The following is a 19,396-nucleotide window of genomic DNA, read 5'->3' on the forward strand; positions in this document are numbered from 1 at the left end:
CTTAATTGACTCTTGCAGTTGCCAGACCACAAGACGTTTTTATCAAATTGAAAGGGGTTATATAACTGACTTATAGCTGTAAGCTTTACGGAACCCCCAGCCTAGCTGGGGGTTTTCTCGATACAAAAATCCGCAGTACGTCGGGATACTGCGGATGATGTTCTATTTAAATGTATTACGAGTAAGATTAACGAGGGCAGATTTCTGATTCAGGGAAGAAAAAAGCAATTTCGCGCGCTGCTGACTCAGGGCTATCACTTCCGTGTACAGAGTTATAACGCATACTTAATGCGTAATCAGCACGAATAGTGCCGCAAGCAGCCTCTTCTGGGTTGGTTTTACCCATCAGCTCACGGTAACGAACGATGGCATTCTCTCCTTCAAGAACTTGAACCATAATCGGTCCTGAAGTCATGAATTTGGTCAGATCAGCGAAGAAGGCTTTGCCTTCATGTTCAGCATAAAAGCCACCGGCTTGCTCTTGATTCAAATGTAACATTTTTGCGGCAACAATACGTAAATCCGCTTTCTCAATACGGTGATAAATTTCACCAATCAAATTACGTTCTACTGCATCGGGCTTAATGATAGAAAAGGTTCTTTCTAGAGCCATAAGGTTGTCCTTCTACTTTTGTTTTTTTAGTTATAATTAGCGGCCAAAATGGTTGGCCGCCTCAAAAATTATTTGGCTTGGTCAGTTAAGATACGAGCTAGCGTGCGTACGCCCATTCCCGTAGCGCCTGCAGCCCACTTGTCACTTGATGATTTGCGATAAGTACCCGCACAATCAAAGTGCAACCAGCCTTTCTTATAATCTTCAACGAAGTAAGAAAGGAAAGCGGCCGCTGTACTTGCGCCTGGTGAATAATCACCAGAGCTGATATTAGAAAGATCGGCAAAACTGGAAGGTAGCATGCTGCGGTGGAAATCAGCCAAAGGTAGTGGCCATAGCCCCTCTTTTTCCTGACTGGCCGCAGTAAGTGCTTGATGTGCTAACTCGTCATCAAAGCTCAGTAGCGCGTGGTAATCATTACCCAACGCATTTTTCGCCGCGCCCGTTAATGTTGCGCAATCGATAATCAGCTCTGGTTTTTGTGCATCAGCGAACATCAAGCCATCAGCAAGTACTAAACGGCCTTCCGCGTCGGTGTTCATAATTTCAACGCTAGTACCATTTTTATAAGTGATAATATCACCCAGTTTTAGTGCTCGACCTGACACCATGTTTTCCGCACAGCAAAGGATCAACTTCACTCGCTTATTGAAACCACGCATGATCGCCAGACCTAGGCCGCCGGTAATAGTACCAGCCCCGCCCATGTCCGCCTTCATGGATGTCATGAAATTTGATGGCTTGAGGCTATAGCCGCCAGAATCAAAAGTAATTCCTTTGCCCACTAGACAAGCAAATACAAGAGCATCTTCCTTACCCGTTGGGTTGTAATCCAACTGCAGCATTGCAGAAGTGCGCTCAGAGCCGCGTCCGACAGCATAAATCCCTTCCCATCCTTCGGTAAGAAGATCTTTATCTTTCACTATACGGTAGGTGACATGGTCAGGTGCCAGTGACTTGATAAATTCAGCGGCCATCGTCGCTAATTGACGAGGTGCTACTTCTTCAGCACTTTTGTTGATGATATCACGCGTCCATTCAGTCGCTTTGATGCGATACTCCAGCTCAGCTTGATCTTGCTCAGCCAGTGGTTGCCACTCTAGTATGTTAAGTTTTTTCGCTTCACGGTAGCCTTGATGGAATGCCCACATGCTTTCGAGATCCCAGCCCTCACCTTGTAAACTGATGGCTCTGATGCCTTGCGAATCCAACTTACGTGCTGCACGCTGAACAGTTGCGACATCGTGCAAACCTTCGACTACATGAATCGTTACGCCATTTTCTGAAAATGATAAAATCGCCTTGTCTCCCCACTGAGGCTGGGCAGCTTCTTGGCTAATAAATACAGACATCTTTGTAGACATGGTTTCTCCTTGCCTGGATATGGCCTTACCTGTGCCATTACGATTGAATAACGAGAGGATGTTAGCATTTTGTAGGGTTAAAATGTCAAGTTGATAAAAAAACGGACCATAAGGTCCGCTTTTTTTAGTAAGAATTGTTAACTCGGTGATGTTTTACCAAATTACCATAGCGTTAGCGATGGGATGGGATTAAACAAACATTAGTCGATTTCTTCCATCCAACATAAGATGATGGCTTCTAAGATTTTTTCGTTAGAACGGTTCGGTTCATCATCAAATTCATCCAGTTCCATTACCCATTGATGTAAGTCGGTAAAACGTACATTTTTAGGATCGACATCTGGATACAAATCACATAGCTCAATCGCAATATCGCGAGAATCTGTCCATTTCATCTTATTGCCCTTATTTAATCAAACACTGGCGTAAGCGGATTGCCCACGCCGCGCTTACTAGTGATCTTCAGAAGCGAGGTTTAGCGTATACTTGGGAATTTCGACCACTAAATTTTCACTACAGACTCGAGCTTGGCATCCAAGGCGAGATTCTGGCTCTAGACCCCATGCTTTATCAAGCATGTCATCTTCTAGTTCATCACTTTCATTCAGTGAATCAAACCCTTCACGGATGATGACGTGACAAGTTGTACAAGCGCATGACTTTTCACAGGCGTGCTCAATAGCGATTCCATTTTTCAAAGCGACATCAAGCACGGTTTCGCCTGTTTTTGCTTCAAGCACAGCACCTTCTGGGCAAAGATCTTCATGAGGTAAAACAATAATCTTAGGCATAATTTTTCTCTTTAAATATCGTCCACAGACTGGCCAGCCAATGCCGCGCGAATCGACTTATCCATTCGACGTGCTGCAAAATCTTGGCTAGCTTTATCTGTATCTTTAATACCTTGCTCAATGGCATCGGCACTTTCACCATTGCGTAGTGCAATTAACGCTTCAATCGCACCGAGTAATTGCTGTTTTTCACTTTCAGTAAGAAGCTCATCGCCATCAGCATGCATCGCTGAAATAAGCCCTTCAATGACGCGGTCAGCTTCAACTCTTTGCTCTGCTAGTACACGAGCTTGCATGTCTTTTTCAGCAAACGCCATTGAGTCTTTAAGCATGTCTGCCACTTCGTTATCACTCAAACCATAAGAAGGTTTAACTTGAATTTCAGACTGAACACCAGTGCTCTTTTCCATTGCTGTGACGGATAGCAAACCATCAGCATCAACTTGATAAGTGACACGAATATGAGCAGCACCCGCGGTCATCGGTGGAATACCTTTTAAAGAAAAACGCGCTAATGAACGGCAGTCATCGACCATCTCACGCTCACCTTGCACGGTATGAATAGTCATCGCCGTTTGGCCATCTTTAAAAGTAGTGAATTCTTGAGCTCTTGCGACTGGAATCGTGGTATTGCGTGGAATGATTTTCTCGACCAACCCACCCATGGTTTCGATACCCAGTGAAAGCGGGATAACATCAAGCAACAGCATTTCAGAGTCAGGCTTGTTACCTACCAAAATATCCGCTTGAATAGCCGCACCAATCGCCACGACTTCATCAGGGTTAATGCTGGTCAGTGGTGTACGACCAAAAAATTCACCGACTAAATCACGAACTAAAGGCGTACGAGTTGATCCACCGACCATCACCACTTCTAGCACTTCATCGGCATCAATTTCAGCATCTTTCAAAGTACGACGGCACGACAATAATGTTTTCTTAACCAGTGGTGTAATCAGTTGATTAAACTCTTCACGCGTAAAATGCCCGTCCCAGCCTAATACCGAAACATCAACACTGGTTGTATCCGACAACGCTATTTTGACCGCGGTAGCCGCATCCAGTAACGTGCGGTTTTGCTCTGCACTTAATGGTGAAGGCAAGCCGATTTGCGCTTGTAAATGTTCAGCAATTAAATGGTCAAAATCATCACCACCTAATGCAGAATCTCCGCCAGTTGCCAGTACCTCAAATACGCCTTTAGACAGTCGTAAAATAGAGATGTCAAATGTGCCACCACCTAAATCGTAAACAGCAATAACTCCTTCTTGAGCGGAGTCTAGACCGTAAGCAATGGCAGCTGCCGTCGGTTCATTGAGCAAACGAAGCACATGCAGACCAGCAAGATTAGCCGCATCTTTGGTTCCTGCACGCTGCGCATCATCAAAATAAGCCGGTACAGTGATGACCACGCCAGCCAGCTCACCACCTAGTGATTGTTCAGCACGTTTAGCTAATGACTTTAGAATATCAGCCGATACTTGAATCGGATTTTTATCACCCTGCGCCGTTTGCAAAATAGGTAAACCATTGTCACTGGCTTTAAAGTGATAAGGTAAGGTTGGGTAGCGCGCTTGAATATCAGTCAATGAGCGTCCAATCAAACGCTTCACAGAAATAATGGTGTTAGCAGGATCACGTTGTGCTTTTTCTCTGGCAGCATCACCAACCAAGCTTGTTTCTGCCGTGTAATGCACAACTGAAGGCAGAATACTACGGCCTTGCTCATCAACAAGCGTTGTCGCACCACCGCTTCGAACGGAAGCGACTAATGAGTTAGTCGTACCAAGGTCAATACCTGCCGCGAATTTATGCTGATGCGGCGCGGAGCTTTGACCCGGTTCTGCAATTTGAAGTAATGCCATTGATTGGTCCTTATTACGGAATTAGCCGAGTAAACGTTCTTCGACTCGTTCTATTTCATGTTTTAGTTTGGCAATAAATTTCAGCTTACGAACCGTGTCAGCAGCAGTGCTCCACTGGTTTTCATTCAGCTGTTGCTCAACTAAAGTAAGATGTTGTTTATACATCTTGCTTACTTTGCTTTCAAAATCGAATAAAGCACTTTCTGCTTCAGGATACGAAGCGATATCTTCCAACTCTTCACGCAATTCCATTTGTTCCATTAAGAACATCGGATCTTGCAGGGTTTGGTGCTCACCACGTAGCTCGATACCATTTTCTGCCAGCAGATATTCCGCGCGAGTTATGGGAGCTTTTAATACTTGATAAGCATCATTGATTTGAGAGGCTTTTTGCACAGCAAGTAAGCGGTCTCGTTCTGAAGCAGTTGCAAAGTTATCCGGATGGAAGCGCTTTTGCAAAGCCAGAAACTGGGAAGAAAGAAGGCTACCATCCAGCGCAAACTGACTTGGTAGCCCAAATAATTCAAAGTAGTTCATTAACACATCGCTCCTAGTGCTCGGTACTAGGCTCGTTATCAATGATGAGCCTAGCTATCCGAAAGCTAACCATTACACGTTGAAGCTTTCACCACAACCACATTCACTTTTCGCGTTTGGGTTGTTGAATTCAAAACCTTCGTTTAGCCCTTCTTTTACATAGTCTAGCTGCGTGCCGCTGAGGTAAACGAGGCTTTTTGCATCGATAATGACTTTTACACCATGATCTTCAAACACTTGATCTTCATCGTTGAGTTCATCAACAAATTCCAGTACATAAGCCATACCCGAGCAACCGGTTGTTTTCACTCCAAGACGTAATCCAACGCCTTTGCCTCGGTTATCCAGAAATGCTCTAACGCGATTTGCTGCTGCTTCAGTTAAGCTAATGGCCATACTACAACCCTAGATTCTTGGTTTGAAATTGTGGGAGTGAATATTCACTCCCTGATAAATTATTGTTGGTGTTTCTTTTTATAATCAGCAACGGCTGCTTTGATAGCATCTTCTGCCAAAATTGAGCAGTGAACTTTAACGGGTGGAAGTTCAAGTTCTTCAGCAATTTCAGAGTTCTTAATTGCAGCTGCTTCATCAATGCTTTTACCTTTTACCCATTCTGTTACTAATGAGCTTGAAGCAATAGCGCTACCACAACCATAAGTTTTAAACTTCGCATCTTCAATGATGCCTTCTGGTGTGACTTTAATTTGCAGTTTCATTACGTCACCACAAGCGGGCGCGCCAACCATACCGCTACCAATTGATGGATCTTCTTTATCAAAAGAACCTACATTGCGTGGGTTTTCGTAGTGATCAATTACTTTTTCGCTGTATGCCATGATAGTTTCCTCTAATCCTCTATTTCCTTGGGAATAACTAGTTCTTTATGAATAACTAGTGATGTGCCCACTCAACGGTGTTCAGATCAACTCCCTCTTTATACATATCCCATAGAGGAGACATGTCGCGTAATTTACTAACGGCTACACGGATTTGCTCAACCGCGTAGTCAATTTCTTCTTCTGTCGTGAAACGACCAAACGAGAAACGCACTGAGCTATGTGCTAATTCATCGTTGAGCCCTAGCGCACGCAGTACATACGAAGGCTCTAAGCTTGCTGATGTACAAGCACTGCCCGATGATACGGCAAGGTCTTTTAAAGACATCAACAACGATTCACCTTCAACGAAAGCAAAACTCACGTTTAGGTTGTGCGGAACACGTTGCTCTAGATCACCATTTACTGTAACGGCTTCCATATCTTGGACTCCAGCAAGTAAACGGTCACGCAGTGCTTTGGCGTGTGCGAAATCGTTTTGCATCTCTAGTTTTGCAATGCGGAACGCTTCACCCATACCGACAATTTGGTGAGTCGGAAGTGTACCTGAACGAAAACCTCGTTCATGACCGCCACCGTGCATTTGCGCCTCAAGACGAATACGAGGTTTACGACGAACATAAAGTGCACCAATACCTTTCGGGCCATATATCTTATGTGCAGAGAAAGAGATCAGATCAACTTTCATTTCTTGCACATCAAGAGGCACCTTGCCTGCCGATTGTGCGGCATCAACGTGGAAAATAACTTTGCGCTCACGACACAATTCGCCGATTGCAGAAATATCTTGGATAACACCAATTTCGTTGTTCACGTGCATGATCGAAACAAGAACCGTATCATCACGTAGTGCTGCTTCTAACTTTTTAAGATCAATTAAACCATTAGATTCAGGCTCAAGATAAGTCACTTCATAACCTTCACGCTCAAGTTGGCGACAAGGATCAAGCACGGCTTTGTGCTCTGTTTTACATGTAATGATGTGCTTACCTTGCTTAGCATAAAAGTGCGCAGCACCTTTAATTGCTAGGTTATCTGATTCTGTAGCGCCAGAAGTAAATACGATTTCACGTGGATCTGCATTGATTAGATCTGCAATTTGCTCACGCGCCGTGTCTACCGCTTCTTCTGCCTGCCAGCCATAACGGTGAGAACGAGAAGCCGGGTTACCGAAATTACCGTCCATCGTCATGCACTGAACCATCTTTTCAGCCACACGAGGATCAACAGGACAGGTAGCTGAATAGTCAAAATAAATAGGCAGTTTCATTTTCTACTCCAATGTAAACATCGCCGCTATGAGCGAGTATTAAGACCTACGGGTGCCGAGCCGATTGTAACGGCATTAGTATTTTTCTTGGTTAACCCGTGGTTTATCGTAAGACCTATGTCTTGGCGATCAGAAATTTGTAGGACTTCATTATCAACCATCAACTCACCAAGAGAGATGTTATTGAGAAAGTCACTGATGCGTGAGCTTAGATCACGCCATAATGTATGAGTTAGACAGCGAGTACCACCTTGGCAGTCACCTTTACCATTACATTTGGTTGCATCTACGGATTCATCCACAGCCGCAATTACAGTACCAATCGAAATTGTGCATGCATCAGCACCTAAGCGGTAACCACCACCAGGGCCACGCACACTCGCCACTAAGCCAGCTTTGCGCAATTTAGAAAAAAGCTGCTCTAAGTAAGAGAGCGAAATACCTTGGCGCTCTGAAATATCCGCCAGTGGTACTGGGGTTTGCTGCGAATGCAGAGCCACATCTAACATGGCTGTTACCGCATATCTTCCTTTAGATGTAAGTCTCATATCATACCGTATCCACATTGATTATGTGGTTAGTATTTTTCCATACCCGACCAAAATGGTCAAGTATTTGTTTGACTAAATTAGTCAAGTATTTAACCATTTAATAAAAGAGGTTAATTACTTAATGGTGCTATGCTTTTCAACTGACGTTAGAATACCGCGTAATATATTGATTTCTTGAGCTTCAGGACGTGCACGACTGAATAGACGACGAAGTTTATTCATTACCTGACCGGGCTGTTCTTTAGAGATAAATTGGGTTTGAGTAATCACCTTTTCAAGGTGCTCATAAAACATTTCTAGCTCATTGTGACGTGAGTAGACTTCTTGAGGCGGCGATGGATAACCCTTTTTCTCGTAATCCAAATGCGCAATACGAATCTCGTAGATCAAGGTTTGCACTGCCATTGCTAAGTTCAAGGAACTGTATTCAGGATTAGCAGGAATGCAGACATGAAAATGACACTTTTGCAGCTCTTCGTTAGTTAAGCCCGTTCGTTCACGACCAAACACCAATGCAACAGGATGCTGTTGACCTTCAATTGCAAATTTTTCACCGCATTCTCGCGGCTCAAGCATTGGCCATTCTAAGGTGCGAGAGCGAGCACTTGAACCCACCACCAAACCACAATTTTCAACGGCTTGGTCTAATGTATTAACAATTTCTGCATTTAACGCGATGTCACTAGCGCCCGCGGCTAAAGCAATCGCTTGAGCGTCAACTTCACATTGCGGCGCAACCAAAACCATTTTGCTCAGCCCCATTACTTTCATCGCACGGGCCGCAGAGCCAATATTTCCAGAATGAGAAGTGCCCACCAAAACGACTTTTACATTGTCTAACATTGCACATAACACCAATAAAATTAAAACGCCGAGATATTAACATAAACCTGACCAAAATAGTCAGGTCCTTATGTGATACAAGACCGAACGAACAAAAAATAACCACTTCCTTTTTAATAAAAATTTGGTATACTGCCGCCCGCTTTTTCGTTCTTTAACATCCGTTGGGAAAACTGTATGCATCCAATGCTAAACATAGCTATTCGCGCTGCGCGAAAAGCTGGCAATCATATTGCTAAATCGCTAGAAAACGCTGAGAAAATCGAAACCACTCAGAAAGGCACTAATGACTTTGTTACTAACGTAGACAAAGAAGCAGAAGCTATGATCATCGATACAATCAAGAGTTCTTACCCAGAACACTGTATCGTTGCTGAAGAAAACGGTCTTATCGACGGTAAAGATAAGGACGTTCAATGGATCATCGACCCACTGGATGGCAACACAAACTTTGTAAAAGGTTTGCCTCACTTCGCGGTTTCTATCGCTGTTCGTATCAAAGGGAAAACTGAAGTTGCTTGTGTTTATGACCCAATGCGTAACGAGCTATTTACCGCTCAACGTGGTTCTGGCGCACAACTAAACAACTCTCGTATCCGTGTTAAGCAATTGAAAGATCTTCAAGGTGCGGTACTGGCTACAGGCTTCCCATTCAAACAAAAACAACACTCTGAATCTTTCATGAAGATTATGTCAGCTCTTTTTGTTGAATGTGCGGATTTCCGTCGTACAGGTTCCCCAGCTCTAGATTTATGTTACCTAGCAGCAAACCGTGTTGATGGTTACTTCGAATTGGGCTTGAAGCCTTGGGATATGGCTGCTGGTGAACTAATCGCTCGTGAAGCTGGTGTTATCCTGACTGACTTTGCTGGCGGTACTGACTACATGAAGTCTGGTAATATCGTTGGTTCAAGTGCTCGCGGCGTAAAATCAATTCTTAAACACATCCGCGAAAACGGTAACAGCGCTATCCTTAAATAGATTGCACTGAACAATATCAAGCTCCGTCACAGCTGATTCAAGCCTCGTATAGCAATATACGAGGCTTTTTCTTTACCTTAAGTATCATACCAATTTCACATTAGAAAAAAGCCGCAGAATTTTCTGCGGCTTTTGGCTTTTGGCTTTTGGCTTTTGGCTTTTAAATGATTTTTAGTAATCAAGACATACCCAACAACTTGAAGTTGCAGGTATAACTCTAAGGGAGTTCGTCAAACTCAGCACCTTCTTTTTCCACTTGAGGCGGAAGTAAGTGCTCACGTGTGATACCCAATTTCAATGCCAGTGCAGACGCAACATAGATTGAAGAATAAGTACCGACAGTGATGCCCAATAACAATGCTGTTGCAAAACCATGAATGTTGGCACCGCCCTGCACAAACAGTGCAATAACCACTAGCAAAGTCGTACCGGATGTAATTAATGTACGGCTTAACGTTTGGGTGATTGAGCTGTTCATGATTTCCGCGGAATCGCCTTTACGCAATTTGCGGAAGTTTTCACGGATACGGTCAAATACAACAATGGTATCGTTGAGCGAGTAACCAACAACCGTCAGCAGTGCAGCCACAATCGTTAGGTCAACCTCAATTTGCATGATAGAAAATATGCCAAGAGTAATGATAACGTCGTGCGCCAAGGCCAAAACCGCTCCTGCTGCTAAACGCCATTCAAAACGCATAGACACGTAAAGCAGGATACAAATTAGTGAGGCTAGAATGGCTAAACCACCCGCTTCAGCCAACTCATCCCCCACGTTTGGCCCAACAAACTCAATACGGCGCATCTCAACACTGCTACCGGTTCCTTCTTTGATAGCCGAAAGGATCTGGTTGCCGAGTGTTTCACCCGCGACATTGTCACGAGGACGCAAGCGAACCATTACTTCACGCGCAGAGCCAAAGTTCTGCACTGTTGCATCACCAAACCCTTTTGCTTCAAGTGCCCCACGGATATCTTCAAGGTTAGCTGGCTGTTCAAAGCCAACTTCAATTAAAGTTCCGCCGGTAAAATCTAAACCCCAATTCAACCATTTAGTTGAAAGCGTAAAGAGTGAAGCACCTATCATCAAAATTGAGAAAATAAACGCTAACTTCGACCAACGCATAAAGTCGATCGTTTTATCTGCTTTTAGAATCTGAAACATAATAATTCCTAGCCTTAGATCGACAGTTTTTTGATACGTTTACCACCGTATAACAGGTTCACAATACAGCGAGTCCCGATAATAGCAGTGAACATAGAAGTTAAAATACCGATAGAAAGTGTCACGGCGAAGCCTTTAATTGCCCCTGTACCCACTGCGAACAAGATGATAGCGGTAATCAATGTGGTAATGTTGGCATCAGCAATGGTACTAAATGCATTCGCATAACCTTGATGGATCGCTTGTTGCGGGTTGCGCCCATCACGAAGCTCTTCCCGAATACGCTCAAAGATCAGTACGTTCGCATCAACCGCCATACCAACTGTTAATACAATACCTGCGATACCTGGTAGCGTCATTGTGGCCCCCGGAATCATCGACATGACACCGATAATCAGTACTAGGTTAGCCATTAGCGCGATGTTGGCAATAAGACCAAATCCACGGTAATAAAGCAGCGTAAACAACATAACCGCGACCATACCCCAGATACACGCTTGAACACCCATATCGATGTTTTGTTGACCCATTGATGGACCAATCGTACGTTCTTCAACAATAGAGATCGGCGCAATCAGAGCACCAGCACGCAATAGCAATGCTAAGTTGTGCGCTTCAGCCACAGAATCAATACCAGTGATACGGAAGTTACGACCTAACGCCGACTGAATCGTCGCTTGGTTGATCACTTCTTCTTGCTTAGCAAGAATCACTTTACCTTCCGGAGTTTTACGACCACTGTCTTTGTATTCTGCAAACACGGTTGCCATCAACTTGCCAATGTTCTTTTTAGAGAACGCTGACATTTTGTTACCACCTTCACTGTCTAGTGAGATGTTTACTTGCGGGCGTCCGTATTCATCCGTGCTTGAGCTTGCGTCAGTAATGCTCGCACCGCCTAGAATCACACGTTTTTTCAAAACTACAGGACGTTGATTACGGTCGAACTTAATTTCGCTACCAGGAGGAACACGACCAGAGGCCGCTGCAGCTAAATCCGCTTTGTCATCAACTTCACGGAACTCAAGTGTTGCTGTTGCCCCTAGAATTTCTTTCGCACGAGCTGTGTCTTGAACACCTGGAAGTTCAACCACGATACGGCTTGCACCTTGGCGTTGAACCAAAGGCTCTGCGACCCCAAGTTCATTAACACGGTTACGTAGAATCGTAATGTTCTGTTCAACAGCATAATTACGAATTTCTTGTAAGCGTTGCTCGGTAAATTTAGCCGTTAAGATAAATCGTCCGTTAGCATCAGACTCAAGAAAAGTCATGTCAGGGTGTTTTGAAGCCAGTGCCGCTTTTGATTGTTCAAGTTGCTCAGCATCACGCAAAGTCACTTCAACGGTATCGTTACCTACCGTACGAATAGCGCGGTAACGGACTTTTTCATCACGAAGTTCACTACGAAACGCTTCTTCTTGTTGGCCTGACAATTTTTCCATTGCCGCGTCCATATCCACTTCCATTAAGAAGTGAACACCACCACGCAAATCAAGGCCAAGCTTCATTGGCGCAGCACCAATAGATTCCAGCCAGCTAGGTGTAGAAGGAGCAAGGTTCAGTGCAACGATAGTATCTTTGCCTAACGCTTCACTAATGATGTCACGAGCACTAATTTGTGTATCAGTATCGTTAAATCGAACAAGAATTGATCCATTTTCTAAAGCAATGGATTTATGAGAAAGGCTCTCTTTATCAAGAGCATTGGTGACAGCATCCAGCGTTGACATATCTACAGAGGCGCCACGCGCCCCTGTAACTTGAATAGCCGGATCTTCACCGTAGATATTTGGAAGTGCATATAAAGCGGAAATGGCAATGGCAAACACTACCAATAAATACTTCCATAACGGATAACGGTTTAGCACAGCGAGGATCCTCTAGCTGTTTTATAGAGACTTAAGCGTACCTTTTGGTAACACTGCAGTGACGAAATCTTTTTTGATCACAATTTCATTGTTCGCGTTTAGCTCGATAGTGATGTAGTCGCTATCTTCTGCGATTTTAGTGATTTTACCAACTAGACCACCGCTAGTTAGCACTTCATCGCCTTTACCCATCGCAGCCATTAAGCTTTTGTGCTCTTTTACACGCTTTGCTTGTGGGCGGTAGATCATGAAGTAAAAGATAACCGCGAACATGCCAAGCATGATTAGCATTTCAAAACCGCCACCTTGTGGTGCACCTTCACCTGCTGCGTGTGCTACAGAAATTAAACTCATTGAGAAACGTCCTCTAAATTATTGTTGATGTTGAATCTATTGGGCTGCATCATCTCGATTTCAAGTTTACAACTTCACAAATCATAAATAATACAGCCTGGTAATGTTGATTTAGCTATTACTGACCAAGAGGCGGAACATCACGATTGCGGCGAGCGTAAAACTCTTCCACAAACGCATCGAAACGATCTTCTTCAATGGCTAAACGGATACTTGCCATTAAGCGTTGGTAATAACGTAAGTTATGAATCGTATTTAAGCGCGCACCTAGAATTTCGTTACAACGATCTAAATGGTGCAAATATGATTTCGAATAATTTTTGCAAGTGTAACAGTCACAATGCGGATCAAGAGCGCTTGTATCGGTTTTATGTACTGCATTACGGATCTTGATCACACCGCCAGTTACAAATAGGTGGCCATTGCGTGCATTTCGCGTAGGCATAACGCAGTCAAACATATCAATACCACGACGTACACCTTCCACTAAGTCTTCAGGTTTACCAACGCCCATTAGGTAACGTGGCTTATCTTCTGGCAATTGTGGACAAGTATGTTCTAGCACACGGTGCATGTCTTCTTTAGGTTCACCAACCGCGAGGCCACCCACTGCGTAACCGTCAAAACCGATATCAGTCAGTCCCTTCACAGAAACATCGCGCAAGTCTTCGTAAACACCACCTTGGACAATACCAAATAGAGAGTTAGTGTTTTCTAACTTGTCGAAATGGTCTCGTGAACGTTGAGCCCAACGCAGTGACATTTCCATCGATTTTTTCGCTTCGTCATGTGTCGCCGGGTATGGCGTACACTCATCGAAGATCATCACGATATCAGAACCAAGATCTTTTTGAATTTCCATCGACTTTTCTGCGTCCATGAAAATTTTATCGCCATTTACTGGACTACGGAAATGAACACCTTCTTCGGTGATTTTACGAATATCACCTAGGCTGAATACTTGGAAACCGCCTGAATCAGTTAAGATCGGACCTTGCCAATTCATAAAATCATGCAAGTCACCGTGCATTTTCATCACTTCTTGACCTGGACGTAACCACAGATGGAAAGTGTTACCTAACAAGATTTCTGCGCCAGTCTCTTTGACTTCTTCAGGTGTCATACCTTTTACGGTGCCGTATGTACCAACAGGCATAAATGCTGGAGTTTGTACAGTACCGCGTTCAAACGTTAATTGACCACGACGGGCATTGCCATTTTTCTTTTTAAGTTCGTATTTTAATTTCACGAAGCCTCCAAATGTCAGAGAAACAGTCTGACGTTTCATTACTGGGTGCGAGCACCCTACGAGAGCGGTCGCCAATTCCTTGCGAAGAATGAAGTCATACTTCTCTCCCTAGCCTACTGCTAGCACTCGTTAATTGGTTTTCTTGGTAATAAACATCGCATCACCATAGCTAAAAAAGCGATATTTATTCTCCACAGCATGCGAATAAGCCGCCATAGTGTATTCGTAACTTGCAAAGGCACTCACCAACATGATCAGTGTCGATTCTGGCAAGTGGAAGTTAGTAATTAAGCAATCAACTAACTGATATTTATACCCTGGGAAGATGAATATTTCAGTATCACCAAAAAATGGCACTAGCTCGGTGCCATTTCTCAAAGCATCTTGCGCAGCACTTTCTAATGAGCGAACTGATGTCGTACCAACCGCAATCACACGACCACCGCGTGCTTTCGTTGCTGCAATCGCATCAACAACCTCTTGAGGAACTTCAACGTATTCAGCATGCATGTGGTGATCGTTAATATTATCAACTCGCACTGGTTGGAATGTTCCAGCGCCGACATGCAAGGTGACGTAAGCAAATTCGACACCTTTAGCCTTAATTTGTTCCAGTAACGCTTCATCAAAGTGCAAGCCAGCGGTCGGGGCTGCAACAGCGCCAGGTTTCTGGTTATACACCGTTTGATAGCGTTCTTTATCGGTATCTTCATCAGGTCGGTCAATATACGGTGGCAACGGCATGTGACCAATTTGATTTAAAATGTCGAGTACTGCCGTTTGTGCCGTAAAACGAATTTCAAATAACGCATCATGACGAGCGACCATTTGTGCGTGGTATTCATCATTCTCACCCAAATAAAGCTCACTGCCAGGCTTTGGCGGTTTAGATGAGCGAACGTGCGCCAAAATGGTATGTTCATCTAACATACGTTCAACGAGCACTTCTAATTTGCCGCCAGACGCTTTACGGCCAAACATGCGAGCAGGAATTACTCGTGTGTTATTGAACACCAACAGATCACCAGCTTGAACTCGGTCAACAACATCTTTAAATGAGCCATCAATAAGCTCACCACTGTTGCCGTCTAATTGAAGTAGTCGGCTGGCTGTACGCTCCGCTTTTGGATAACGAGCGATAAGCTCATCTGGGAGTTCAAAGTGAAAATCGGAAACTTGCATAGTTCTAGTCTTGTTCGCTTTTGGGTGGACAACGTAATTTTTTTAAGCGCGCTAGTATATACGGAAAGTTGTTCAACCGTCAGACCAAGATACGAAATTAATGTAATTAAAAATGAAAATGGTGGGTTACTTTTAACCACTCATCAAAGCAAAAACAGATTCAACTCTCAAACATTCTGCCAAAAAAAACCTATAGTTGAAGGAGACAAATAATACGAAGGAGTTGGTTATGATCAAAATCGAAGACATGATGACTCGCAACCCCCATACCTTGTTGCGCTCTCACACACTCGCCGATGCTAAACATACTATGGAAGCGCTAGACATTCGCCATGTGCCTATTGTAGATGCTCATAAAAAGCTACTTGGGATTGTCACCCACCATGACATTCTTGCCGCCCAAGAATCTAGCCTACAGAAAATACCTAGCGATCAGTCTTATACGTTCAACACTCCGTTGTATGAAGTGATGAATACTGAAATTATGTCCGTTGACCCACAAGCGGGGCTAAAGGAAAGCGCTATCTATATGCAAAAGCATAAAGTCGGTTGCCTACCTGTGGTTGATAAAGGGCAGTTGGTCGGCATCATCACCGACACAGATTTTATTGGTGTTGCAGTAACACTCTTAGAGCTTCAAGAAGAAAGTGAACCCGAAGAGATAGACGTGGATAATGATTTGTAAGCGCGAAAAAATAAGATCTAAAAAGAAAAAAGAGCGGCTTTCGCCGCTCAAACGTGTTGCACAGATTATTGTTCTACTGGTTTCCCCGACTGGCGATAAGGGAAAGACTCCAATTCTTGGGCTTTGGAGTGGTTGACTTAAAATTGCTCTTCTTCTGTTGAACCTGTCAATGCGGTCACTGAAGAATTGCCACCTTGAATGGTGTTTGTCATGCGGTCGAAGTATCCTGTACCCACTTCTTGTTGGTGTGCAACGAAGGTGTAACCTTTAGAGGCTGCTTCAAATTCAGGACGCTGAACTTTTTCAACATAGTGACGCATACCTTCACCTTGCGCGTAAGCATGTGCTAATTCAAACATGTTGTACCACATGTTGTGGATGCCCGCTAAAGTGATGAATTGGTACTTGTAACCCATATCTGACAGTTCTTGTTGGAAACGAGCGATCGTCTCGGCATCTAGGTTTTTCTCCCAGTTAAACGAAGGCGAGCAGTTATACGCAAGCAATTGGTCTGGGTATTCAGCAAGAATTGCTTCTGCAAATTGACGAGCTTCTTCCAAATCTGGTTTCGCTGTTTCACACCAAACTAAATCAGCGTAAGGCGCATAAGCCAAACCGCGCGAGATTGCTTGGTCGATCCCTGCTTTCACACGGTAGAAACCTTCTTGAGTGCGCTCACCTTGAATGAAATCACGATCATAAGGGTCACAATCAGAAGTTAGCAAATCAGCAGCGTTTGCATCAGTACGCGCAATCACTAGCGTTGTAGTACCAGACACGTCAGCGGCCAATCGTGCTGCCACCAGTTTTTGCACCGCTTCTTGGGTCGGCACTAGAACTTTACCGCCCATATGACCACATTTTTTAACCGAGGCGAGTTGGTCTTCAAAATGGACACCCGCTGCGCCCGCTTCAATCATCGATTTCATCAATTCATAAGCATTCAATACACCGCCAAAACCCGCTTCCGCATCGGCAACAATCGGTAGGAAGTAATCGATACCACCTTCATCTTCAGGTGATTTACCACCAGCCCATTGAATTTGGTCTGCGCGACGAAATGAATTATTAATGCGTTTTACCACTGATGGCACAGAGTCAACGGGGTAAAGTGATTGATCAGGGTACATGGTTGAAGCGGTATTATTATCCGCAGCAACTTGCCAACCTGAAAGATAAATGGCTTCGATACCCGCTTTCGCTTGCTGTACAGCTTGACCACCCGTTAGTGCACCTAAACAGTTAACATAACCTTTTTTAGCGCTTCCGTTGACCAGTGACCACAATTTATCAGCGCCACGCTGGGCGATAGTGTTAGCCGGTGTAATAGACCCACGTAGGTCGACCACTTCAGCAGCAGTATAAGTACGCTTTACATTTTTCCAGCGCGGATTGGTTGCCCAATCTTTTTCAAGAGCTTCAATTTGTTGGCGGCGAGTTAATGTCATGTTCTATCCCTCTTATTTGATGCGCAAGCGCATTGTCATCCTTTTCTCAGCAGTACATCCTGATCTGCTTTTGAAAACTGTTCACGTTATTGGTGCATTGTTTTGTTTATTAAGGCTTTTATTGTTTTAAGTCTCATCAATCCAAGTAGTCATAACCAGGAACGGTGAGGAAGTTGGTTAGCTCATCACTCGTCGTCAAACGCGACATGAGTTGAGCGGCTTCGGTAAATCGACCTGCTGCAAAACGTTCAACACCAATCTCATACTTAACGACCTCAATTTCTTGTTCGAGATACAGCTCGAACAGCTCCTTAGTGACGACTTGACCGTTATCTAGCGTTTTGCCGTGCTTAATCCACTGCCATATAGATGCTCGTGAGATCTCTGCCGTAGCGGCATCTTCCATCAATCCGTAAATTGGCACACAGCCGTTACCGGAGATCCAAGCTTCAATATATTGCAGCGCAACACGGATATTGTGTCTCATACCTTGCTCTGTACGCTCCCCTTCACAAGGCTCGATAAGATCATGAGCGTGGATAGGCGAATCAGAAAGTCGCGTCACATCAAGTTGATTACTGCGTTCGCCAAGCACTTGGTCGAAAACCGCTTTTGCCGTATCCGCAAGCCCTGGATGAGCCACCCATGTACCGTCATGACCATTGTTTGCTTCTAGTAATTTGTCGTGATGAATTTTATCTAGGACTTGCTGATTCACTTGTGGATCTTTGGCCGGAATAAAGGCAGCCATACCTCCCATCGCGAACGCGCCACGTTTATGGCAGGTGTAAACCAGCAATCTTGAATAGGCATTGAGGAATGGTTTTTCCATTGTCACCACTTGGCGATCAGGCAACACTCGGTCAGGGTGGTTTTTCAATGTTTTAATGTAGCTAAAGATGTAATCCCAACGTCCGCAGTTCAAACCAACAATATGCTCTTTGAGAGAGAACAATATTTCATCCATTTCAAATACAGCAGGTAGCGTTTCAATCAATACCGTGGCTTTTATGGTTCCCGTTTCTAGACCGAAATACTCTTCCGTAAAGTGGAAAACATCACTCCACCACTTCGCTTCTTGATGCGCTTGTAATTTAGGCAAATAAAAATATGGACCACTGCCTTTTTTCAATAACGTTTTGTAGTTATTGTAAAAATACAGAGCAAAATCAAACAGTGAGCCCGGGATACTCTGCCCCTCAAACTGAACATGTTTTTCTTTGAGGTGCAAACCTCTAACACGACAAATCAGTACCGCTGGATTTTCTGCTAACTGATAACACTTGCCATTGTCGGGGTTGGTATAACTAATAGTTCCGTTCACCGCATCGCGAAGGTTAACTTGCCCATCCAATACTTTCCCCCATGCCGGTGACATTGAGTCTTCAAAATCAGCCATGAAAACTTTGACATTAGCGTTCAGTGCGTTAATCACCATTTTGCGGTCTGTAGGTCCGGTGATTTCAACACGGCGATCTTGTAAGTCTTGTGGGATCCCCAGAATTTTCCAGCTTCCCTCTCGAATATCTTGGGTATCTTTTAGGAAGTCAGGAAGCACACCAGTATCGATCTGAGCCTGTCGCTCTTCTCGAGTGACAAGCAGTTCATCAACTCGGTCGGCAAATTTAGCACACAAGCTCGACAAGAAGGTTTGGGCTTCAACAGGGAAAATGGCTTGATGTTGTGGGTCAATTGAACCACGAAGCTCAATCTTGGCTTCGCTATTGTGTTCTTTATTCTGCGCTAAATCTGTCTCTGGGGTCTGTGCAAGCATAACTTTCTTCCTTA

20 protein-coding genes are annotated in these 19,396 nt (G+C 44.2%); 2 read left to right on the top strand and 18 right to left on the bottom strand.

Annotation, left to right across the window (positions count from 1 at the left end):
• Positions 1 to 187: 187 nt before the first annotated feature.
• The 11 genes from ndk to trmJ form a co-directional block, all read right to left on the bottom strand.
• Positions 188 to 613, bottom strand: coding sequence for a nucleoside-diphosphate kinase (gene ndk, locus AACW06_RS14415; RefSeq protein WP_192075601.1), 426 nt, complete (start codon positions 611 to 613; stop codon positions 188 to 190).
• A 68-nt stretch (positions 614 to 681) separates the two neighbouring features.
• On the bottom strand, positions 682 to 1,977 hold the full coding sequence (gene pepB, locus AACW06_RS14420) for an aminopeptidase PepB (RefSeq protein ID WP_192075602.1): 1,296 nt from the start codon (positions 1,975 to 1,977) through the stop codon (positions 682 to 684).
• A 200-nt stretch (positions 1,978 to 2,177) separates the two neighbouring features.
• Positions 2,178 to 2,372, bottom strand: a complete 195-nt coding sequence (gene iscX, locus AACW06_RS14425) for a Fe-S cluster assembly protein IscX (protein WP_053310401.1) — start codon at positions 2,370 to 2,372, stop codon at positions 2,178 to 2,180.
• A gap of 57 nt (positions 2,373 to 2,429) precedes the next feature.
• On the bottom strand, positions 2,430 to 2,768 hold the full coding sequence (gene fdx / locus AACW06_RS14430; protein WP_192075603.1) for an ISC system 2Fe-2S type ferredoxin: 339 nt from the start codon (positions 2,766 to 2,768) through the stop codon (positions 2,430 to 2,432).
• Positions 2,769 to 2,779: 11 nt separating this feature from the next.
• Positions 2,780 to 4,633 (bottom strand): Fe-S protein assembly chaperone HscA, encoded by a 1,854-nt coding sequence (hscA, locus tag AACW06_RS14435; RefSeq protein WP_192075604.1) that lies wholly within the window; start codon positions 4,631 to 4,633, stop codon positions 2,780 to 2,782.
• Between the two features lie 21 nt (positions 4,634 to 4,654).
• Positions 4,655 to 5,170 carry a co-chaperone HscB gene (hscB, locus tag AACW06_RS14440; protein WP_053310404.1) on the bottom strand — a complete coding sequence of 172 codons (516 nt, stop codon included), beginning with the start codon at positions 5,168 to 5,170 and terminating at the stop codon, positions 4,655 to 4,657.
• Positions 5,171 to 5,242: 72 nt separating this feature from the next.
• Positions 5,243 to 5,566: an iron-sulfur cluster assembly protein IscA gene (gene iscA / locus AACW06_RS14445; protein ID WP_192075605.1), complete on the bottom strand. Its 324-nt coding sequence runs from the start codon at positions 5,564 to 5,566 to the stop codon at positions 5,243 to 5,245.
• 59 nt (positions 5,567 to 5,625) lie between these two features.
• Complete coding sequence (gene iscU / locus AACW06_RS14450) at positions 5,626 to 6,009, bottom strand: Fe-S cluster assembly scaffold IscU (protein WP_053310406.1); 384 nt, start codon at positions 6,007 to 6,009, stop codon at positions 5,626 to 5,628.
• Positions 6,010 to 6,064: 55 nt separating this feature from the next.
• Entirely contained in the window at positions 6,065 to 7,279 is a 1,215-nt protein-coding gene (locus AACW06_RS14455; RefSeq protein ID WP_053310407.1) for an IscS subfamily cysteine desulfurase, read from the bottom strand.
• Between the two features lie 26 nt (positions 7,280 to 7,305).
• On the bottom strand, positions 7,306 to 7,827 hold the full coding sequence (iscR, locus tag AACW06_RS14460) for a Fe-S cluster assembly transcriptional regulator IscR (protein ID WP_192075606.1): 522 nt from the start codon (positions 7,825 to 7,827) through the stop codon (positions 7,306 to 7,308).
• 117 nt (positions 7,828 to 7,944) lie between these two features.
• Positions 7,945 to 8,673, bottom strand: a complete 729-nt coding sequence (gene trmJ / locus AACW06_RS14465; protein ID WP_192075607.1) for a tRNA (cytosine(32)/uridine(32)-2'-O)-methyltransferase TrmJ — start codon at positions 8,671 to 8,673, stop codon at positions 7,945 to 7,947.
• A 177-nt stretch (positions 8,674 to 8,850) separates the two neighbouring features.
• Here trmJ and suhB point away from each other — a divergent pair, with 177 nt between their 5' ends.
• Positions 8,851 to 9,654 carry an inositol-1-monophosphatase gene (suhB, locus tag AACW06_RS14470; protein WP_053310410.1) on the top strand — a complete coding sequence of 268 codons (804 nt, stop codon included), beginning with the start codon at positions 8,851 to 8,853 and terminating at the stop codon, positions 9,652 to 9,654.
• Between the two features lie 217 nt (positions 9,655 to 9,871).
• Here the strand turns inward: suhB and secF are convergent, their stop codons facing one another.
• The 5 genes from secF to queA form a co-directional block, all read right to left on the bottom strand.
• Positions 9,872 to 10,819, bottom strand: coding sequence for a protein translocase subunit SecF (gene secF, locus AACW06_RS14475; RefSeq protein ID WP_053310411.1), 948 nt, complete (start codon positions 10,817 to 10,819; stop codon positions 9,872 to 9,874).
• Between the two features lie 14 nt (positions 10,820 to 10,833).
• On the bottom strand, positions 10,834 to 12,690 hold the full coding sequence (gene secD / locus AACW06_RS14480) for a protein translocase subunit SecD (RefSeq protein WP_192075608.1): 1,857 nt from the start codon (positions 12,688 to 12,690) through the stop codon (positions 10,834 to 10,836).
• Positions 12,691 to 12,711: 21 nt separating this feature from the next.
• Positions 12,712 to 13,044, bottom strand: a complete 333-nt coding sequence (gene yajC / locus AACW06_RS14485) for a preprotein translocase subunit YajC (protein ID WP_053310413.1) — start codon at positions 13,042 to 13,044, stop codon at positions 12,712 to 12,714.
• Positions 13,045 to 13,162: 118 nt separating this feature from the next.
• Positions 13,163 to 14,293, bottom strand: coding sequence for a tRNA guanosine(34) transglycosylase Tgt (gene tgt / locus AACW06_RS14490; RefSeq protein WP_053310414.1), 1,131 nt, complete (start codon positions 14,291 to 14,293; stop codon positions 13,163 to 13,165).
• A gap of 129 nt (positions 14,294 to 14,422) precedes the next feature.
• On the bottom strand, positions 14,423 to 15,475 hold the full coding sequence (queA, locus tag AACW06_RS14495) for a tRNA preQ1(34) S-adenosylmethionine ribosyltransferase-isomerase QueA (RefSeq protein WP_192075609.1): 1,053 nt from the start codon (positions 15,473 to 15,475) through the stop codon (positions 14,423 to 14,425).
• A gap of 229 nt (positions 15,476 to 15,704) precedes the next feature.
• On the opposite strand from queA, the gene AACW06_RS14500 reads away from it, so the two are divergent.
• Complete coding sequence (locus AACW06_RS14500) at positions 15,705 to 16,160, top strand: CBS domain-containing protein (protein ID WP_192075610.1); 456 nt, start codon at positions 15,705 to 15,707, stop codon at positions 16,158 to 16,160.
• Positions 16,161 to 16,297: 137 nt separating this feature from the next.
• Here the strand turns inward: AACW06_RS14500 and aceA are convergent, their stop codons facing one another.
• Entirely contained in the window at positions 16,298 to 17,608 is a 1,311-nt protein-coding gene (gene aceA / locus AACW06_RS14505) for an isocitrate lyase (RefSeq protein WP_053310417.1), read from the bottom strand.
• A 136-nt stretch (positions 17,609 to 17,744) separates the two neighbouring features.
• Positions 17,745 to 19,382, bottom strand: coding sequence for a malate synthase A (gene aceB / locus AACW06_RS14510; RefSeq protein WP_192075611.1), 1,638 nt, complete (start codon positions 19,380 to 19,382; stop codon positions 17,745 to 17,747).
• Positions 19,383 to 19,396: the final 14 nt, after the last annotated feature.

Origin of the sequence: Vibrio sp. S12_S33 (assembly GCF_963889785.1) — a bacterium.
GTDB lineage: Bacteria > Pseudomonadota > Gammaproteobacteria > Enterobacterales > Vibrionaceae > Vibrio > Vibrio aestuarianus.